Origin of the sequence: Flavobacterium sp. KACC 22763 (genome assembly GCF_028736155.1) — a bacterium.
GTDB lineage: Bacteria > Bacteroidota > Bacteroidia > Flavobacteriales > Flavobacteriaceae > Flavobacterium.
In genome coordinates this window covers 270130-289159 of record NZ_CP117879.1, presented here as the reverse complement: position 1 = coordinate 289159, position 19030 = coordinate 270130, and the positions used below count along the sequence as shown (strand labels likewise).

General features: G+C 36.2%; 16 protein-coding genes. 7 read left to right on the top strand and 9 right to left on the bottom strand.

The features are described 5' to 3' along the window. Positions 1-135 precede the first annotated feature (135 nt). The 3 genes from PQ463_RS01280 to PQ463_RS01270 form a co-directional block, all read right to left on the bottom strand. Positions 136-7362, bottom strand: coding sequence for a T9SS type A sorting domain-containing protein (locus PQ463_RS01280; protein WP_274255934.1), 7227 nt, complete (start codon positions 7360-7362; stop codon positions 136-138). A gap of 424 nt (positions 7363-7786) precedes the next feature. After that, positions 7787-8647 carry an alpha/beta hydrolase gene (locus tag PQ463_RS01275; protein ID WP_274255933.1) on the bottom strand — a complete coding sequence of 287 codons (861 nt, stop codon included), beginning with the start codon at positions 8645-8647 and terminating at the stop codon, positions 7787-7789. Positions 8648-8907: 260 nt separating this feature from the next. Next, entirely contained in the window at positions 8908-9780 is an 873-nt protein-coding gene (locus PQ463_RS01270) for an AraC family transcriptional regulator (protein ID WP_274255932.1), read from the bottom strand. Between the two features lie 450 nt (positions 9781-10230). Between PQ463_RS01270 and PQ463_RS01265 the strand changes: the two genes are divergently transcribed. From PQ463_RS01265 to PQ463_RS01250, 4 genes are all read left to right on the top strand, one after another. Continuing rightward, positions 10231-10596 (top strand): T9SS type A sorting domain-containing protein, encoded by a 366-nt coding sequence (locus PQ463_RS01265; protein WP_111422210.1) that lies wholly within the window; start codon positions 10231-10233, stop codon positions 10594-10596. Between the two features lie 612 nt (positions 10597-11208). Continuing rightward, positions 11209-11613, top strand: a complete 405-nt coding sequence (locus PQ463_RS01260; protein ID WP_274255931.1) for a T9SS type A sorting domain-containing protein — start codon at positions 11209-11211, stop codon at positions 11611-11613. A gap of 490 nt (positions 11614-12103) precedes the next feature. Further along, complete coding sequence (locus PQ463_RS01255) at positions 12104-12505, top strand: T9SS type A sorting domain-containing protein (RefSeq protein ID WP_274255930.1); 402 nt, start codon at positions 12104-12106, stop codon at positions 12503-12505. A gap of 366 nt (positions 12506-12871) precedes the next feature. Beyond that, on the top strand, positions 12872-13258 hold the full coding sequence (locus PQ463_RS01250) for a T9SS type A sorting domain-containing protein (RefSeq protein WP_274255929.1): 387 nt from the start codon (positions 12872-12874) through the stop codon (positions 13256-13258). A gap of 56 nt (positions 13259-13314) precedes the next feature. On the opposite strand, the gene PQ463_RS01245 is transcribed toward PQ463_RS01250, so the two are convergent. Further along, positions 13315-13764: a hypothetical protein gene (locus PQ463_RS01245; protein WP_274255928.1), complete on the bottom strand. Its 450-nt coding sequence runs from the start codon at positions 13762-13764 to the stop codon at positions 13315-13317. Between the two features lie 314 nt (positions 13765-14078). On the opposite strand from PQ463_RS01245, the gene PQ463_RS01240 reads away from it, so the two are divergent. Together PQ463_RS01240 and PQ463_RS01235 are read left to right on the top strand one after the other, a co-directional pair. Then, positions 14079-14465, top strand: coding sequence for a flagellar motor protein MotB (locus PQ463_RS01240; RefSeq protein ID WP_274255927.1), 387 nt, complete (start codon positions 14079-14081; stop codon positions 14463-14465). Between the two features lie 128 nt (positions 14466-14593). Further along, positions 14594-15088, top strand: a complete 495-nt coding sequence (locus PQ463_RS01235; protein ID WP_274255926.1) for a GNAT family N-acetyltransferase — start codon at positions 14594-14596, stop codon at positions 15086-15088. Between the two features lie 101 nt (positions 15089-15189). Here the strand turns inward: PQ463_RS01235 and PQ463_RS01230 are convergent, their stop codons facing one another. The 4 genes from PQ463_RS01230 to PQ463_RS01215 all read right to left on the bottom strand — a co-directional run bounded on the left by PQ463_RS01230 (position 15190) and on the right by PQ463_RS01215 (position 17469). After that, the gene (locus PQ463_RS01230; RefSeq protein ID WP_274255925.1) at positions 15190-15555 is read right to left on the bottom strand and encodes a hypothetical protein; all 366 of its coding nucleotides are present in this window, start codon (positions 15553-15555) and stop codon (positions 15190-15192) included. Between the two features lie 145 nt (positions 15556-15700). After that, entirely contained in the window at positions 15701-16300 is a 600-nt protein-coding gene (locus tag PQ463_RS01225) for a CDP-alcohol phosphatidyltransferase family protein (RefSeq protein ID WP_274255924.1), read from the bottom strand. Between the two features lie 105 nt (positions 16301-16405). Beyond that, positions 16406-16849, bottom strand: a complete 444-nt coding sequence (locus PQ463_RS01220; RefSeq protein ID WP_274255923.1) for a hypothetical protein — start codon at positions 16847-16849, stop codon at positions 16406-16408. Between the two features lie 200 nt (positions 16850-17049). Continuing rightward, entirely contained in the window at positions 17050-17469 is a 420-nt protein-coding gene (locus PQ463_RS01215; protein ID WP_274255922.1) for a helix-turn-helix domain-containing protein, read from the bottom strand. 192 nt (positions 17470-17661) lie between these two features. Here PQ463_RS01215 and PQ463_RS01210 point away from each other — a divergent pair, with 192 nt between their 5' ends. Continuing rightward, positions 17662-17976, top strand: a complete 315-nt coding sequence (locus tag PQ463_RS01210) for a hypothetical protein (protein ID WP_274255921.1) — start codon at positions 17662-17664, stop codon at positions 17974-17976. Between the two features lie 186 nt (positions 17977-18162). Here the strand turns inward: PQ463_RS01210 and PQ463_RS01205 are convergent, their stop codons facing one another. Next, positions 18163-19026: an AbiJ-NTD4 domain-containing protein gene (locus PQ463_RS01205; protein WP_274255920.1), complete on the bottom strand. Its 864-nt coding sequence runs from the start codon at positions 19024-19026 to the stop codon at positions 18163-18165. Between the last annotated feature and the right edge of the window lie 4 nt (positions 19027-19030).

Below are 19030 nucleotides of genomic sequence, written 5' to 3'. Positions count from 1 at the left end.
TTCAATCTCACTGATATTTAACAAATCGTCTTACTCGTAAAACACTAATAATTAAAGGATAAAAAGAAAAAATAATTTTCAAAAAAAAAAGCACCCGCTTTTAACGGATGCTTTAAATAAGATTTATAAATAAATTTAATTACCAGCAGAAATGACTTTTTTAGTACTACTGCCTCTGTTAGTCGTAATTTGTAAAATGTAAACTTGGAATTTACCTACATAGAAATCGATATTAAAGTTATATTCTTTTCCTAAATGGGCATCTGTATCTGTTTTAGAAGATAACAGTTTTCCTGATAGATCAAACAATTCAATTTTGACATCGGTCGCATAATCAAAGTTATAGCGAATGGTAATGTAATTTTTGAATGGAACAGGATAAGCATCAAAACCAGGTTTTTTACTTTCTTTTGCACTGCTTTCTACTACAGTTGTTTCCTGAGTAGTAGGTGTCTGAGTAACTATTGATTGTTGAGTAGCTCCACAAGCAAGCGGTTGAATATTGTATCCTATTGCGATTCTACATTCATCAAATGCATTGTTTATCAAATCTACTAAGCTTGCAATATCAGAAAGAGAAAGTCCGTAAGTGTTTCCGCCTCCTAATGCTTGATTAGCCAAGTTAAACAAATCACCGACTGTTTTATCTCCAGCCAGTTTACTAACCACATTGTTCGGAATAGTGTAATATTTGTATTCATTACTTACTGTTCCGTCAGGATTACAAGAACGCGCTTTTGGAGTTTTAGATCCGCAACCGCCTTCAGGTTGAGCAACTGCCAATATACCTGCTTGCAATTTGAATTTACTCAACTCACTATCAATACCTAAATTAAGTCCTAAAGTAATAGTTTGGGCCAATAAGGTATTATCAAGTTTCCCTTTTTTAAGGTATGATGCAGGCAATGCACCAATATGAGGATTTCCATTTGCTAACACTTTACTCGCTCCTCCTCCTGGTAAAACTGCTATCACACCATTAATATCAGCTTGATTATTAGATACTAATACAGATTTTCCAACTAAACCAATTGTCATTGTTCCTCCTGGATAAGCACTTAATGCTTTCGCAATAAGAGCTTTAGTTGTATAAGATTGTCCTCCTACACAGGCCATACCTCCAACATTTCCGTAAGCTCCTTGAGTGTATGTACAAATTGGAGTTGTACATGGAGTGATCAAAAATGTTGAAACTTTTTTAATCGTTTCACAATTGTTTGAAACAACATATTCTATAACTAATGCCGTTCCAATCTGAGGTTTCACAAATTGAGATAAATCTGTTGCCTGAACATTTCCAGCACATCCTCCCGTGAATTTAAATCCAGCAATCCATGCTACAAATGCTGCATCTGCATCTTCACCACAAACAACTGTTTTATTTGGAGGACTTGAAACATTAAGCAAGTTAACTTTAGTAATAGTGAAGTCTCTGCTAATTGTAGTTTCATAACATTTATCAGTCACTTTATAGGTAACTGTTGTTGTTCCTCCTTCGCATAATTTTGGTGCAACTGGACTGCCTTGGATAACTCCTTTCGCATCGCATCCTCCGCTTACTTTAAAGCCCTGTTTGAATGTTTCGAAAGCGGCATCCAATGCGGCCTGGTCGGCATAAGCGCAGGCTGAAGCGTTAACCGCTGTCGGAGCTTCAGGAGTTACGGCTGCAGGAGCGGTAATAGTGAAACTTCTACTGATTGTAGTAGTGTAACATTTATCAGTGATCATGTAACTTACACTGGTAGTTCCACCCTGACATAAGTTTGGTGCTACCGGATTACCTACAAATGCACCTTTTGCATTACAACCGCCACTTACGCTAAAGCCTTGTTTGAAGATTTCAAAGGCAGCATTTACTGCAGCCTGGTCGGCATAAGCACAGGCGGAAGCGCTAAACGGATCTGGCGCTACAGGAACTACTGCCGCAGGAGCTGTGATGGTGAAGTCACGGCTGATGGTGGTCTCGTAGCATTTGTCGGTCACTTTATAGGTGACTGTCACTGTTCCGCCATCGCACAATTTTGGCGCAGCTGGACTGCCTTGGATTGATCCTTTCGCATCGCATCCTCCGCTTACCTTAAAGCCCTGTTTGAAGGTCTCAAATGCGGCATCCAATGCGGCCTGGTCTGCATACGCGCAGGCTGAAGCATTCACTGCTGTCGGAGCTTCAGGGGTTACGGCTGCAGGGGCTGTGATGGTGAAGTCACGGCTGATGGTGGTCTCGTAGCATTTGTCGGTCACTTTATAGGTGACTGTCACTGTTCCGCCATCGCACAATTTTGGCGCAGCTGGACTGTCTTGGATTGATCCTTTCGCATCGCATCCTCCGCTTACCTTAAAGCCCTGTTTGAAGGTCTCAAATGCGGCATCCAATGCGGCCTGGTCTGCATACGCGCAGGCTGAAGCGTTAACCGCTGTCGGAGCTTCATGAGTCACTGCCGCAGGGGCTGTGATGGTGAAGTCTCGGCTGATGGTGGTCTCGTAGCATTTGTCGGTCACTTTATAGGTAACCGTCACTGTTCCTCCATCGCATAGTTTCGGAGCCATCGGACTGCCTTGGATTGATCCTTTCGCATCGCATCCTCCGCTCACTTTAAAGCCCTGTTTGAAGGTTTCGAATGCGGCATCCAATGCGGCCTGGTCTGCATAAGCGCACGCTGAAGCGTTAACCGCTGTCGGAGCTTCAGGAGTCACTGCCGCAGGGGCTGTGATGGTGAAGTCTCGGCTGATGGTGGTCTCGTAGCATTTGTCGGTCACTTTATAGGTGACTGTCACTGTGCCTCCATCGCATAGTTTCGGAGCCATCGGACTGCCTTGGATCTCTCCTTTCGCATCGCATCCTCCGCTCACTTTAAAGCCCTGTTTGAAGGTCTCAAATGCGGCATCCAATGCGGCCTGGTCTGCATACGCGCAGGCTGAAGCATTCACTGCTGTCGGAGCTTCAGGGGTTACGGCTGCAGGGGCTGTGATGGTGAAGTCACGGCTGATGGTGGTCTCGTAGCATTTGTCGGTCACTTTATAGGTGACTGTCACTGTTCCGCCATCGCACAATTTTGGCGCAGCTGGACTGTCTTGGATTGATCCTTTCGCATCGCATCCTCCGCTTACCTTAAAGCCCTGTTTGAAGGTCTCAAATGCGGCATCCAATGCGGCCTGGTCTGCATACGCGCAGGCTGAAGCGTTAACCGCTGTCGGAGCTTCATGAGTCACTGCCGCAGGGGCTGTGATGGTGAAGTCTCGGCTGATGGTGGTCTCGTAGCATTTGTCGGTCACTTTATAGGTAACCGTCACTGTTCCTCCATCGCATAGTTTCGGAGCCATCGGACTGCCTTGGATTGATCCTTTCGCATCGCATCCTCCGCTCACTTTAAAGCCCTGTTTGAAGGTTTCGAATGCGGCATCCAATGCGGCCTGGTCTGCATAAGCGCACGCTGAAGCGTTAACCGCTGTCGGAGCTTCAGGAGTCACTGCCGCAGGGGCTGTGATGGTGAAGTCTCGGCTGATGGTGGTCTCGTAGCATTTGTCGGTCACTTTATAGGTGACTGTCACTGTGCCTCCATCGCATAGTTTCGGAGCCATCGGACTGCCTTGGATCTCTCCTTTCGCATCGCATCCTCCGCTCACTTTAAAGCCCTGTTTGAAGGTTTCGAATGCGGCATCCAATGCGGCCTGGTCTGCATAAGCGCAGGCTGAAGCGTTAACCGCTGTCGGAGCTTCAGGAGTCACTGCCGCAGGAGCTGTGATGGTGAAGTCTCGGCTGATGGTGGTCTCGTAGCATTTGTCGGTCACTTTATAGGTGACTGTCACTGTGCCTCCATCGCATAGTTTCGGAGCCATCGGACTGCCTTGGATCTCGCCTTTCGCATCGCATCCTCCGCTCACTTTAAAGCCCTGTTTGAAGGTTTCGAATGCGGCATCCAATGCGGCCTGATCGGCATACGCGCAGGCTGAAGCGTTAACCGCTGTCGGAGCTTCAGGAGTCACTGCCGCAGGGGCTGTGATGGTGAAGTCACGGCTGATGGTGGTCTCGTAGCATTTGTCGGTCACTTTATAGGTCACTGTCACTGTGCCTCCATCGCATAGTTTCGGAGCCATCGGACTGCCTTGGATAACTCCTTTCGCATCGCATCCTCCGCTCACTTTAAAGCCCTGTTTGAAGGTTTCGAAAGCGGCATCCAATGCGGCCTGATCGGCATACGCGCAGGCTGAAGCATTCACTGCTGTCGGAGCTTCCGGAGTCACTGCAGCAGGAGCTGTGATGGTGAAGTCTCGGCTGATGGTGGTCTCGTAGCATTTGTCGGTCACTTTATAGGTAACTGTCACTGTGCCTCCATCGCATAGTTTCGGAGCCATCGGACTGCCTTGGATTGATCCTTTCGCATCGCATCCTCCGCTCACTTTAAAGCCCTGTTTGAAGGTTTCGAATGCGGCATCCAATGCGGCCTGATCGGCATACGCGCAGGCTGAAGCGTTAACCGCTGTCGGAGCTTCAGGAGTCACTGCTGCAGGAGCTGTGATGGTGAAGTCACGGCTGATGGTGGTCTCGTAGCATTTGTCAGTCACTTTATAGGTAACTGTCACTGTTCCGCCGTCACACAATTTTGGCGCAGCTGGACTGCCTTGGATTGATCCTTTCGCATCGCATCCTCCGCTCACTTTAAAGCCCTGTTTGAAGGTTTCGAATGCGGCATCCAATGCGGCCTGATCGGCATACGCGCAGGCTGAAGCGTTAACCGCTGTCGGAGCTTCAGGAGTCACTGCCGCAGGGGCTGTGATGGTGAAGTCGCGGCTGATGGTGGTCTCGTAGCATTTGTCGGTCACTTTATAGGTCACTGTCACTGTTCCGCCATCGCACAATTTTGGCGCAGCTGGACTGCCCTGGATCTCGCCTTTCGCATCGCATCCTCCGCTCACTTTAAAGCCCTGTTTGAAGGTTTCGAAAGCGGCATCCAATGCGGCCTGATCGGCATACGCGCAGGCTGAAGCATTCACTGCTGTCGGAGCTTCAGGGGTTACGGCTGCAGGGGCTGTGATGGTGAAGTCACGGCTGATGGTGGTCTCGTAGCATTTGTCGGTCACTTTATAGGTGACTGTCACTGTTCCGCCATCGCACAATTTTGGCGCAGCTGGACTGCCTTGGATTGATCCTTTCGCATCGCATCCTCCGCTTACCTTAAAGCCCTGTTTGAAGGTCTCAAATGCGGCATCCAATGCGGCCTGGTCTGCATACGCGCAGGCTGAAGCATTCACTGCTGTCGGAGCTTCAGGAGCCACTGCCGCAGGGGCTGTGATGGTGAAGGTTGCAGAACATGATTTTTCTAAACCGCAATCATCTTTAACTTTGAAGTTTACCGTTACAGTACCACCACATAAAAGTGGAGGAGTTAAATTTTCTAATCCTGAAGTCACTAAAGTTCCGTTACCTCCTGAAGCTGTAAAACCTTGTTTAAAGATTTCAAAAGCTGCATTAACTGCCGCCTGATCGGCATAAAAGCAAGAACTTTTTATATTATCTTCAGGACAAGTTATATTAATAGGTGTTGGCGGAGTATTTGTTACAAGTACATCATCTGATTTTTTACATCCGTTTACAGGATCAGTGACTGTTAATGTATAAGTTCCAGCCTTATCTACAGTTGGTGTCAGAGTTGTACCATCTGAAACAATATTTCCGTCCAATGTACTCCATAAATAAGTAGCATTAGGCGTACTTGATGAGCCCGACAGTTTTATTGACGTTATCAAACAAGTTAAAGCTTTATCACCTCCTGCATTAACATTTGGCGGTTCTTTATTTTCAAGAACTGTGACTGTTTTTTTAGCAAAGCAGCCTTCTAAATTTGTATAAGCATATACCGTATAAACTCCCTTAACAGACACAACTGGCGCATTTCCTGGTATAAAAGGTCCATCGGCTATACCATCAGGTGAAGGCCCGTACCATTTTATAGTTGCATTTGCAGGAGTTGGTGTTGCTGTTAAAGTAGCCGTTGTATTATTACAGGTTAATGGGTTACTAACATTACCTACTACGGCTACATCCGTAATATTTCCGAATAAATAAGGCCCTGAAAAATCTTTTAACTCTGCAGTAAATGAAGATGAAGATCTTGTTTTTACGATCAGAGAACCTAATAAATTTGAACAAGGACTTTGGTTAACATTTCGGCTATCCAGTCCTAACGCTGTCAAATTAAGTCCAAACTCTGTAAACTGCAAAGCTTTATAATTATCCTGAAAAGAGGCTTGCGAACCTTCTAAAGTTCCCCAAGGTGGTCCTAATGTAGCAGCCGATACATTAACAACTGCAAAAACATTTGTAAGTATACCTCCTCCTTTTGCTTTTATTTCAGCATATCCGTAAGGAGGTGCACCATTACCTTGGTCAAAAACACCAGTAAGATCAAATGGTCTGTTAGGTCTTGAGTTAAAATTAGCGATATCAGCACTAGACATCCAAACCCTTACGCTACCAAGTGGTTTTGTTCCACCATTTTCAAAATCGATGGCAACAAGCACGTCACCAGGGACAAGTATTTTTCCGGTGGCATCAAAAGTCCAGGCTGTGTGTCCTGCTTGACTACCAGTACCCACTAGTGCGCTACCGTTAAAACTTACTTCTGTTCTAAAAAATTCAAAATCAAAATGTGAATTCCCATCTGAAGAAATTTTAGACGCTCCTCCATATCCCCATAAAACTCCATTAGGATTAATTGCTAATGCGGCTGGAGATAAGTCTCTTCTTAAATAGCCGTAAACATCTACAATATCATCTTTTTGAGGGATACTACCAGCACCTAAAGCCCAAGTTGTCGGGTTATCACCATTCTTGTTAGAATTTCCAGAAAAAGTATTAGAATCGTTGTTACTTTGCGTTGAATTTCCATCACGCCCATAAACAGCATCAATCCACAAAAAATTACCAACCATGGTATTTTTGGGTTTCGACATTCTTTTTTCGAATGTAAAATTATTATTAGCTTGGATTGATGTTTTTAGTCCCGCCGCATTAGTCTGATCAATAACATTTTGACCGGTTCCATTAGCAAAAGCAGAGCTAAAAAACCAGTCATCATAAATACCAGAAACCGTTGGGGGAACTAAAAATTGTTCTTTGTTTGCATAAACATCTGCATCAATACCAAAATTAGCTTGTACAGCTGCTCCAGATATGGCTTGTGAATGCAAATAAGGTTGGAAAGCAAATAGCATAAAAAGCACCATCAAAAAAAACTGATGCTTTTTGTGCACAATAATTTTCACCAAACTAAAATTTGGGAAAACCAAATTAATAAAGGAACAACGAAAGATTTTACATAATTCATGTATAATCTTCATGTGATAAAGAATAGTTTTTTTCATAATAATAGTATTTAGAATACCATTACATTAGCAAAAAACCAGATAGTTTGCAGATTTGGCAATTACATGTAAATAATAAACCATCTTCAAAAGTTATGAAGCACAAAATCTAAAAAACTCTTATAAAAAAGACTTGACCCTCAGAAATGAATCTGACATTATCGATCAGGGGGGAAAAACATTTGTTAAAATTAGTTAATAACACAACTGCTATCCATTAAAAAGACGTAAAATCGATATCATTCAAAAATAATCGATGAACGGAATGTAAGAAGAAAGAAAAGTAGTACGCAATGATTTTTACAAATAAAAAAAGACCTTTTATTTTTTAAAACAAAAGGTCTTTCTTATCAATTTCTTAAAAAACATAACTCCAAAATAAAACAATATAATATTTACTGTTTAAAAAATATTAATTCCGCAATTACTTCGTTTTGGTTTTAAGCAATATTTTATTAAAAAATAATGCGTGATACGGAAGTGAGTTTTCCCAATAATCCCATGTATGAGCTCCAGGACGTTCTGTATAATCATGATCAACTTTATTGTAAACCAATCTTCTGTGCAATTCTCTATTTGGTTCAATCAAAAAATCGTCTACACCACAATCTATTATTAGTGGCAATTTGTTCGCTTTTATTTTATCAGCCATTCTTAAAACAGAATTTTGCTCATACAATTCAGTACTACCACTTTTATCACCAAAAACAGGTTGCATTAATTTTACGATTTGAGCCGAAGAATCTCTATTGAGCATCGTACTCATATCTACAGCACCACTCATACTTCCGGCAGCACAAAATAAATCGGGATGTCTAGCCGACAAATACAAAGCGCCGTGGCCACCCATAGAAAGTCCCGTGATTACTCTTCCATTTTTATTGGCAATTGTTCGGTATGTCTTGTCGACTTTTTGAATTACTTCCTGCGTAATAAAAGTCTCAAACTGACTTTCTTTATTTACAGGGCTATCAATATAAAAACTAAACGTCTCTCCTTCTGGCATTACAATAATCATATTATATTGGTCTGCTAGATTGTGAACCAGTTTTTTGTTTGGAGTATTTTTAAGCCAATCGCTAAAATGTCCGTATGCACCATGCAGCAGATACATTACAGGAAAAGTTGATTTGCTTTTCGCATAAGAATTTGGTAAAACTACCGCAGCTTTATAAGTTTTTCCCATTGCGGTACTGGCAACTTGAAGTGTGTCTACTTTTGCAGCGTATGTCATGGTGGTAAGACAAAGCAAAAATGCAGACAATAGCATTTTAAATTTCTTCATTTTGATATTTTTTTTCTGATTAGGGTTTGTAAATATAACTTTTTTCAGAATAAAATATATGAAAAATCCCACCTGCTTTGTAGTAAAAAAAAAGATAGCCACGAATTCACGAATTTTATTAAATAACCTTAATACAAAATGAATTTCACTAATTACTTTATAACAATTTGCGTAAATCATGGAATAAAAAAAGCCACGAATTCACGAATTAATAATAAATAAAATTCGTGAATTCGTGGCTAAAAAAATTCAAGCTAAAACTAGCTAATTATAATCTTATGCTCGTGACGGTATTGCGAAGCGCTTTTACCCGTATATTGCTTAAATGATTTACTAAAGTGGCTGAAGTTATTAAAACCGCTCTCGTAGCAAACCTCATTAATACTGATTGGCTGTTCTGCCAAAAGTTTTGAAGCATGCACTAAACGATATTCATTTACAAACTCCGTAAATGTTTTGTTTGAAATCTTCTTAAAATAACGGCAAAAAGATGGCGTAGTCATGCTTACCAAACTAGAAACCTCATCTATAGAAATAGATTCCTGAAAATGATCTTTCACAAAATTGAAAACCACATTCATACGATCATTGTCTTGAGTCTGCAATTCCATCGAAAATCCGTCTGCATTTAAAATGGTATATTCCTCAGCAGATTCCAGTTCGTCTAAAACACTCAGCAGCGTCATTAGCCTCTGAAATGGCGGTTCGTTTTCCATCATTTCAATTTTCTTTCCGATACGCTTTTTCGTTTCACCTCCAAAAGCAATTCCTCCTTTAGCTTGTTTCAAAATATTTTGCACCTTTTTCATTTCGGGAGCTACAAAAAAATCGCTTCCTAAAAATTCAGGTTTTATATGAATAACAGTTTCATTTGTATTTCCTGTTTGTTCATTTGTGAAACCGCAATGCGGCAAATTAGCTCCTATTAAAAGTAAACTACCATTGGTATAATAAGAAACATGGCTTCCTATTTGTCTTTTTCCAGCCCCGCCATTTATATAAACCAACTCAATTTCTGGATGATAATGCCATAAATGAGCTTTGCTATTGGTCTTTTCGGCGTGTTTAGTGTAGGTAAAAGAACTTCCGTATGAGTTAGTTATCACTTCTAGAGCTGGGGCAATAGTCTTCATGATAATTTCTTTAAAAAATAATAGCAAATTTAACAAAATCACCTAAAATAATTTAAATTTTAACCTATAACGGTTTCGTAAATGCGAATTTTACATTAAAATAACGTTCTTAACGCTGAAAAATTTATATCAAAATCCGCTTTTTTTTAGGGTCTTATTTTTTTTCCTCACTTTTTTTCTATTTATCTTATTTAAAACCTGATTTTATATAAATATGCTAAAAATTGTAAGAAAAATAGATTTTTTAAGAAGTGATGCATTTTTTTAAAACTTTGAATAAAAACAATCAAATTAACAAAAACACAACATTAAAGTCAAATTTTAACATATAACGGTTTCGTAAATGAGAATATAGCATATAAATTGGAAAATATAGATGTTAAAATACCACACATGCTGCTATAACTTTGCATCAGAGAAAAGAACAAAAAAAATTTAATACTATAGAATATGAAAAAGATTATGAAATTAAGTTTAGTATGTGCAGTACTTCTAACAGGAATGAGTACTTATGCAATTGATGGCAATGAAACGTTAAATCTTCACGTGTTAAAAGGAAATGGCAAGGTAATTGCTTTTGGAATTAATCAATTGCAAAAAGCAGTTATTAGTATATATGATACAAATAATAATTTAATCTATACTGAAAACGCTTCTGGTAAAGACGGAATCTTAAGAACTTTCAGTTTAGAAGAATTTCCACAAGGAAAATATATTTTAGAAGTTGCTGATAGCTTCAAAAAAGTAAAATACGATATCACTGTTAATGCTAATAGTTCTGTTTTGTCTTCAAAAGGAACTGTTTCTCTTAACTAAGAAAATATTAAGGTTAAGTGCAATTCTTCACGGCACTTAAAACTTTATACTCTAATACAGTATAAAAAGTGAGGTTAGATAGTTAGTAAGTTAAAAACTTTCAAAAGTTTTAAAAACAGCTCTTTGTGGTTACTGAGCTGTTTTTTTTGCTTTATACTTTCGGTTGCGAAGATTTTACCGCAAAGCACGCAAAGATTCTCGCAAAGTTAGCAAAGTTTTTTTTAGCAAAGCTTTGCGAACCTTTTTTATTCTATAAAATTTACTCAAAACAATTTTTGTGAACTTTGCGTGACCTCTGCGCCCTTTGCGTTACAATACACAATCCAAATAAAAACTTAGAATCTTAGTATCTCAGAACCTTAGCATCTTTCAAAACTTCCTACATTTTTTAAAGAAATCGTTATGCCATTGTAAATTAAAAATCATTAAAAACGTTGAAAAATAATAGGCGTTTTGGCAAAAACGATAAAAATAATTCAAATTTTAACATATAACGGTTTCGTAAATGAGAATATAGCATCGAAATCAGCAAATATAGTATTGATTTTTTACTTACAACTAAAGTAATTTAGCATCAGAGAATTAGAACTATTAATTTAAAAACTAAATACCATGAAAAAGATTATTAGATTGAGTTTAGTAGCAGCGTTGCTTTTTACAGGAATTAGCACATATGCAATTGATGGAACAGCAGATTTTAATCTGCATGTTATTAAAGCTAATGGTAAAATGATCACATTTGGTCTTAACCAAACACAAAAAGCCAACTTAGCTATTTATGACAAAGACGGATCTCTAATTTATTCTGAAACCGCTTCAGGTAAAGATGGAATTTTAAGAACTTTTAGTCTAGAAGAGTTTCCAGAAGGAACTTATTTCTTAGAAGTAGAAAACGATACAAAAAAAGCAAAATACGAAATCACAATAACTGACGATTCAACCGTTTTATCTAAAAACGCTGTTTCTTCAGTTTACAAAGCAGATTTTGCTAAAAATACAAGTGTGGCAACACGCTAAAAAAGTTTATGCTTTCATAAAGTATAAAAGTGAGGTTAGATAGTTAGTAAGTTTAAAAACTTTCAAAAGTTTTAGAAACAGCTCTTTGTGGTTATTGAGCTGTTTTTTTTTGCTTTTTACTTAAGGTTCTGAGACGCTAAGATGCTAAGGTTGTAAGTTTTTGAAAGATTTTGAGATTCTAAGCTTTTTTTGTCTGCAGTAGATTTATGACCAATATTTAAACATTAAGGATAAACTCAGAACCTTAGTATCATAGCACCTTTTTTGTAAATAAATCCTTAACACAACGTAAATTAAAAACCAAGCAAAACATTGAAAAATAATAAGCGAATTAACAAAAACATTAAAAATAATTCACGTTTTAACCTATAACGGTTTCGTAAATGAGAATATAGCATAGAAATAGGAAAATACAGTTGCGCTTTTTCACGTAATACATAAGTAATTTAGCATCAGAGAATTAGAACTAATAATTTAAAACCTAAGTACCATGAAAAAGATTGCAAAATTGAGTTTAGTAGCAGCGTTGCTTTTCACAGGAATAAGCACTTACGCAATTGATGGAAATGGAGAATTTAATCTTCATGTATTAAAAGCTAATGGAAAACTGATCACTTTCGCACTTAACAAAGTACAGAAAGCCAATTTAGCTATTTATGACAAGGACGGAACTTTAATTTATTCTGAAAGCGCATCTGGAAAAGATGGAATTTTAAGAACTTTCAGTCTAGAAGAATTTCCTGAAGGGACTTATTTCTTAGAAGTAGAAGACAACATGAAAAAAGCAAAATATGAAATTACAATAGATGATAATGCATCTTTATCAAGAAATGCAGTTTCATTGGTTTATAAAGCTGGTTTTGCTAAAAATTCAAGTGTTGCTGCGCGCTAAGAATTTATACACCCAAAAAAGGTATAAATCGAGGTTAGAAAATTTAAAAATTACGTTTTAAGAAACAGCTCTTTGTGGTTATAGAGCTGTTTTTTTGTTTTATGCTAAGAGTAAAATTATAGGCAAAAATCATTTTCTGAAAATTATTCTTATTAATTACATCTATTTGATTTTTAAGTGTTAAAAAATGTTTTCTAAAAATAAATCCAAAAGACCAGTAATTACGTACATAGTTCAAACAAAATGCTGAAATAATTACAATTCAACAACTTAAGCGTTTAAAAATGCTTGTTTATTGCTAAAAATTAAATTTGTATTTGTAGTTTTACGCGTTCCACATTTAGTAATTAACAATTTAAAAAAAACATGACAAAATTTACCAAAGCTGGTTTAGTTGCTGCCTTTTTTTTAGCGACTGTGTTTACCTACGCCATTGATGGAAAAGGTGATTACATTTTAAATATCAAAACAGGAAACGGAAAAGTAGTTAGCTTTACTTTAGACACTGTACAAAATGCATCTTTCTCTATCTACGACGAGAATCACAACTTACTTTATGCGGGAGAATCTGCAGCAGACAAATTAGAAGTTTCAAAAACAATTAGTTTAGAAAGTTTTCCTGCTGGAACTTATGTTCTTGAAGTGAAAGCAAACGACAAAGTTGCAAAACACGAAATTAAAGTCGCTGCGAAAAAAGTTAAGACTGTAAAGTTAGACCAATCTGTAAACCAGAGTCCATCTTTCCGTCGTTAATTTTTTGCCCTGAAAATTAGAAAAGCAGCTCGTACCAGGAGCTGCTTTTTTTGTTTTCAAATTTTTTCTTTTCTAACGTTTGAGCCTATTTTTACCAATTTCCAAAAACACGCAGCCACTGATGAAAAAATTATTTTCTCCGATTCTCTATATACAGAAGAATGCATAAAAGCATAAATATAATCTAAGAAATCTATCAGCTTGAAACTCTGTCGATACTCCGGACGCACCTCTTCACTGTTGGCAAAACAGACATTTCCAGATTCTTCCTCTTCTAAAAAGAGTAACCCTACATGATCTGCAAAGATTTTTATAGCACCATTATTTACAATTATTATTTCCGAAGCTGATTTTTGAAATAAAACATCGAAAGAAAAAGATGACTCAGTATCGATTTCTTTTATTTGTTGAATACAAAATTCCAAATCTGCATCATTTGCAAGCGTAATTTTGTTTCTCTCATTGTGCAAAGCCTCTATTCTATTCAGATATTCCTGTATTGTCATTTTGGTACTCTTTACTTATATAAAAGTTATTATATAAAATGAAGCTGCAAATCATTTCCTGCCAATATCTGCAAAGCATTTAAAATCAATTGCTTTTAAAAATGCAATATAACAGGTTTTATTTACAAAACATCGTCTAAACTTACTTCATATTATTGATTTACATATATTTGTACACTAAAATTGCATTAAGCATACAATAAAAATAAATAAGTGAAGTTTATAATTGTTTTTATAACTGTTTCTTGCAGTGAAAAGATTTTCAAAAACAATTAATGAATACGATTAAATACCACAACCAAAACTAAAAACCTATGCAGAGAAAACTAGCTATTTTAGTACTGTTAATCGTATTTTCATTTCGTGCAGCTGCGCAAAATGAAACCTATTACAGAACCGATAAAGTCGGCGAAAAATACGCCTATGTCGATGTTATAAAAACCTACGAAAGGGTTGCAGCAAAAGGCTACAAATCTGTAGACTTATTTCAAAAACTAGGAAATTCATCGTATACAAACTGCGAACTCGAAAAGGCGGCCGAATGGTACAGCAAACTTTTTTCTCTTACCACAGATTTAGAACCTGTATATTATTACCGCTACGCAGAATCGTTGCGTTTTATTTGTGAAAATGCAAAAGCCGATGCTTTATTAGAAAAACTAAAGCGTAAACCGAAAACAACGATAAAAAAGAAAGTTTAATAAGAACTTGAATTGATAAAAAAACCTCTCAGGAATGGGAGGTTTTTCTATTTAAAACGCGATCTTGTCATTTCAACTGAAAGGAGAAACCCAGAGCAAAGCAAATTTATTTTCAATATATTTGAGATATGAATGACAACACAAAAGATATATCGATCAGGCGAGCTGTAAATACAGATTTACCTAAACTTGCCGAATTTCTGCAACATTTAGTGCATGCAGAAAGACCTTTCGACGTAACATTAAAAGAAGGAGAGATTTTTTATTATAGTATAGAGGATTTTATTTCTGACCCCAAATCAGAACTTTTGGTTATAGACTTTAACAACCAAATTATTGGCTGTGGATATGCTCAAATTCGACAAGCTAAACCTTATCAAAAACATGAATTTTTCGGGTATCTTGGTTTTATGTTTGTAGATCCAGAATTTAGAGGACGTGGTCTTAATAATATATTAATTGACCATCTTAAAAAATGGGTTTTATCTCAAGGAATAACCGAGGTAAGATTAGACGTGTATCATGACAACGAAGCTGCTATCAATGCTTATAAAAAGGCAGGATTTGAACCAATATTGACAACCATGCGTTGCGATATCAGTGAGATGAACGACACTATTTAACCGCAACATTGAACACAATACTTGTCATTTCTCCTTTCGGTCGAAATGACAAACTCCAGCGGACAAACTATGTGTTCACAATGCAATCCAATATCTATTTTTTATAAATCCTGCTTAGAAAATCCAGCATTTAATATTTCTGTAGTATCTACAACTTCTTCATCAAATATTGGATGAATTGCTTCCGGATATTCATCTAGATATTTCATTTTATAAAATTTGCCTATGTTTTGCTTAAATTCAAGTGAAACATTTTCAGTTGAATAATTTGTCATTCTTTTAGAGTTAACATAATAAATGAAATAATTTTCTTGTGATTTCGGATAACTTTTATGCAAAACATATTTACCTATAATTGTCTGCCCATAATTATCTATTTTATATCCAACATAATAAGATTTCGCAATCATCACTGAAAGACAAATAAAGAACGAAATAACGATAACTTTAGATGTTTTATTTATCATATTATTCTTTTTGCTGATTTTAGCGCAAGCTTTTCTAAATTAAAAGTAAATTCATTCTTTTCCAGAAGGCGGTATAAAATAAGTATCTGTTTTAATGCCTTTATTTTCTAGTACTACTTTCATTTAAATTAGTTAATTCAATTTCTTAACTATTCAATAATTTACTCTTTTTAAATGCAATACCTTTTCTAATTAAATAAGCATGATAAGAACTCGGAATATCGTGCTGCCACTTTGGCAATATTAGAATGATCAGTATCACATCCAAATGAGATATTAATCCCATAATTATTGCTAAAGCAAACGGAAATCCCGTATGTCCAAACCCTAAAATAGAAGTAAAAGCAGCAAGTAGCGTTAAACCCCAAAGCTTGGAAAGAAAAGCATGCGTACAGGTTTCTTTTCCAAATTTAACGAAACTGGTTATGTAGCATAAAATTTCCATTCCGAAAAGCAAACCTATATAATAGATATTTGCATTGATAAGTTGAGGAAATATAAACCACGAACTAACTCCTATTGAAACCCAAAACAGCATATCAACCTGGCTATCCAATCGTCGTAATTTTTCTGTTGAAATATTTTGTTTTCGGGCAATTATTCCATCAAAAATATCACTAAACAAACCGATATACATAAGAATCAAAATTGCTAAAGCACCATTCTCGCCAAATTTCCAGCCAAGAAATAAAATTACCGGCGCCATTAAAAGTCTTAAAATAATAAGTAACTGCGGAATATTCATCTTTTTTTATATAAATAAATTCGTTCAAATATATTACTTTTTAAATAGGTCTGTAAAATAAAAACCTCTCAGAAATGAGAGGTTTTTTACTTATTCCAATTTCACTTAATCAGCAATTTTATAATCGGTAAACTTATAAGTATTGTCCTTTTTTCCCATTAATTCAACAGATTGAAAATTAACTCCTTCTTCTGTAACCTGATAATCGTAAACATCAATTACGCCATCGTAGTTATGTAATTCATAATACTTTCCGTTTTCAACCCACCATTTGCCATTTTCAGTTGTTTGATCAACTTTACCGCTTGGATAAATTATAACAAACAATAAAGTACTTGTTCCATTTTCAAAACGGCATGAAACCCAATATTTACTTACTCCATCTTGCTGCTGTCCTGTTTCAGATCCTCTCCAGCAACCAAAAAGTTTTGAGTCGTATGTTTTGTTTTCTGTTTTATTAGTTGCTTTTATGTCTTGCTTAACCTTGGTCTGGCAAAAACTCAAGCTTGTAATAAATAGCAATCCTAAAATAAAAATGCTTTTTTTCATTTAAAATTAATTTTTGAGGTTATATAGTTTTTGTTTTTTTATAATCGATTTGCCTTTCCGAGATCTTTTCATCTCTATTTTTCTGATTGCTAATATATACAAACAAATTTCTTCTAAATTGAGGAAAGCCGTAAAACGATGTTTTTTTGCAAAATAAAAAACCTCCCATTTCTGAGAGGTTTTCTTTTATATAAAATTTACTATTTCTGATTTAGCAATTTTTCTAAATACTCAATTTTATCTTTTTCTGCCTGAAGCAAACGCTCGTAAAGCTTTTTATTTTCTTCTACCGTTTCCATTAATTTATCTAATGGATTGAAAGTGCATTTATTATTATGAATACTTCCAAAACTACTATCTGATACTGATTCATTAAAAGTATTGAAATAATTAATCACACCTTCTTCTGAAAAGTTTTTAATTGCTTCTGCTGTTACACCCAATGCTTTTGCAATTGCGATAAGTTTATCTTCATCAATCGTCTCACTATTTTCTAAAATAGAAATCGCTTGCTGATTTGTTCCTAAAGCCTGCGCCAAAGCTTCCTGCTTCATATCACGAAGTTCACGAATACGGCTTATTTTTCGCCCTATATGATTTGGTTTTGTTAGTGTGCTCATAATTCAAAGATAATAATTTAGTGTAAGAATCTGCGAGATGTAAAAAACATATTTAATCGTGTACCAAACACAAAAAATTGATAGGACACATAAAAATCTATTTCTTCCTTCGCCGAATCAAACAAAAGTACAATTTTTCTTATAATAATTTTATAAAAGTCAAATTGTAAATCATTTAAAAATATACGCCTTATGGAAACAAACGAAACAGAAAAGTTACAAAAACTTCAAAAATTAACCGCTCAGTATTTTACAACGCTAAAACCAGCCGATGAAGCCAATTCTTTTACCGCACAATTTAAAGTGGTCAATTATTTAGAACTCGGCTGCCTCATTACCGATTTGCTTAAATTATGCATTCTGGCACTAGACAATGACATGCATAATTTTTCTAAAAAAGATAATAGTTCTGCTATTAATGTGAGTCTGATTTTGGAAACGATTCTGCATTTGTTTCCTATGGATGAAATGGAGTTTTTGGGGTTTGTTGGGGAGGTTGTTGAATAGTTATATTTCAACCCAATTAGCACACAATCTTGTCATTTCGACGTAAGGAGAAATCTTCGCAAGTAACTCTGCAACGAGAATCCAATCTTTATAGAGTTTCTTGCGAAGATTTACATTCGCTGGCGCGAGCGTCTCGCTCGTGCTTTATTTTGTGTTCACGAGCGGGACGCTCGCGCTAGCAGGGGGCTATTTAATATTTATATTTTCATTTTTACATTTTCCTACTAAGTAATTTATCATTGAACTCGACAATAGCAATATAAATTTAGCATCTTCAAAATCAGGTTTATTATGTTCATCAACAATTGCATGACGGATGCCACTTTGCTTATTATTGGTAAATGCATAAATTTTTTCATAACCTATTTTTAGTTGTTCATCAATTTTAATTCCTTTTGAACCTAATGTATTTAATGCTTTTCCAAGCGTACTTTCGTTTGTTATAATTCTAAGAGCCGTTTCTAGAGCGGAAATAGATTCTTTTATTGAATTTCGGTAATCAGGATTAGCTCTGTCTGACAATTTATCAAGAGCATTCTCCAAATGAATATTTACGCCATTTAGCGAGGTAAATGAATTATTTTGAACAAGCGCTTCTTCAATTTCATCTATCTCTATACTATTAGATATTGGGCATATCATTTTATCTATAAAACGATATGCCGAAAATTCAGTTTCAAGAATATGATTTATATTTTCAACAAATACTTCAGTGTAGTTATTGTAGATAAAAAAATTTAATTGAGCTACAAACTCAAGAAAGTCATATACTTCATACCATTCCGCTCTAAAAAAATAATCTCTAATTTTTTGTTCAGTATCATAATTGTTAGTAGATAAATTATCCACTGGAAGTTTAAAATAGCTTAGCCACATTACTTCTCCAAACTCATGAAATTGTGTATGACCTCCGCTTACTCTTTTTTCCATCTTATCTAAGATGAATAACTTTAAAATATTCCAAAGTCCATTTCTTAATTCAGTGTCAATACTTTCTAACTGCAAATTTTTTATTAATGGTTTCTTTCCTATTCTTTGTGAGAATGACATAATA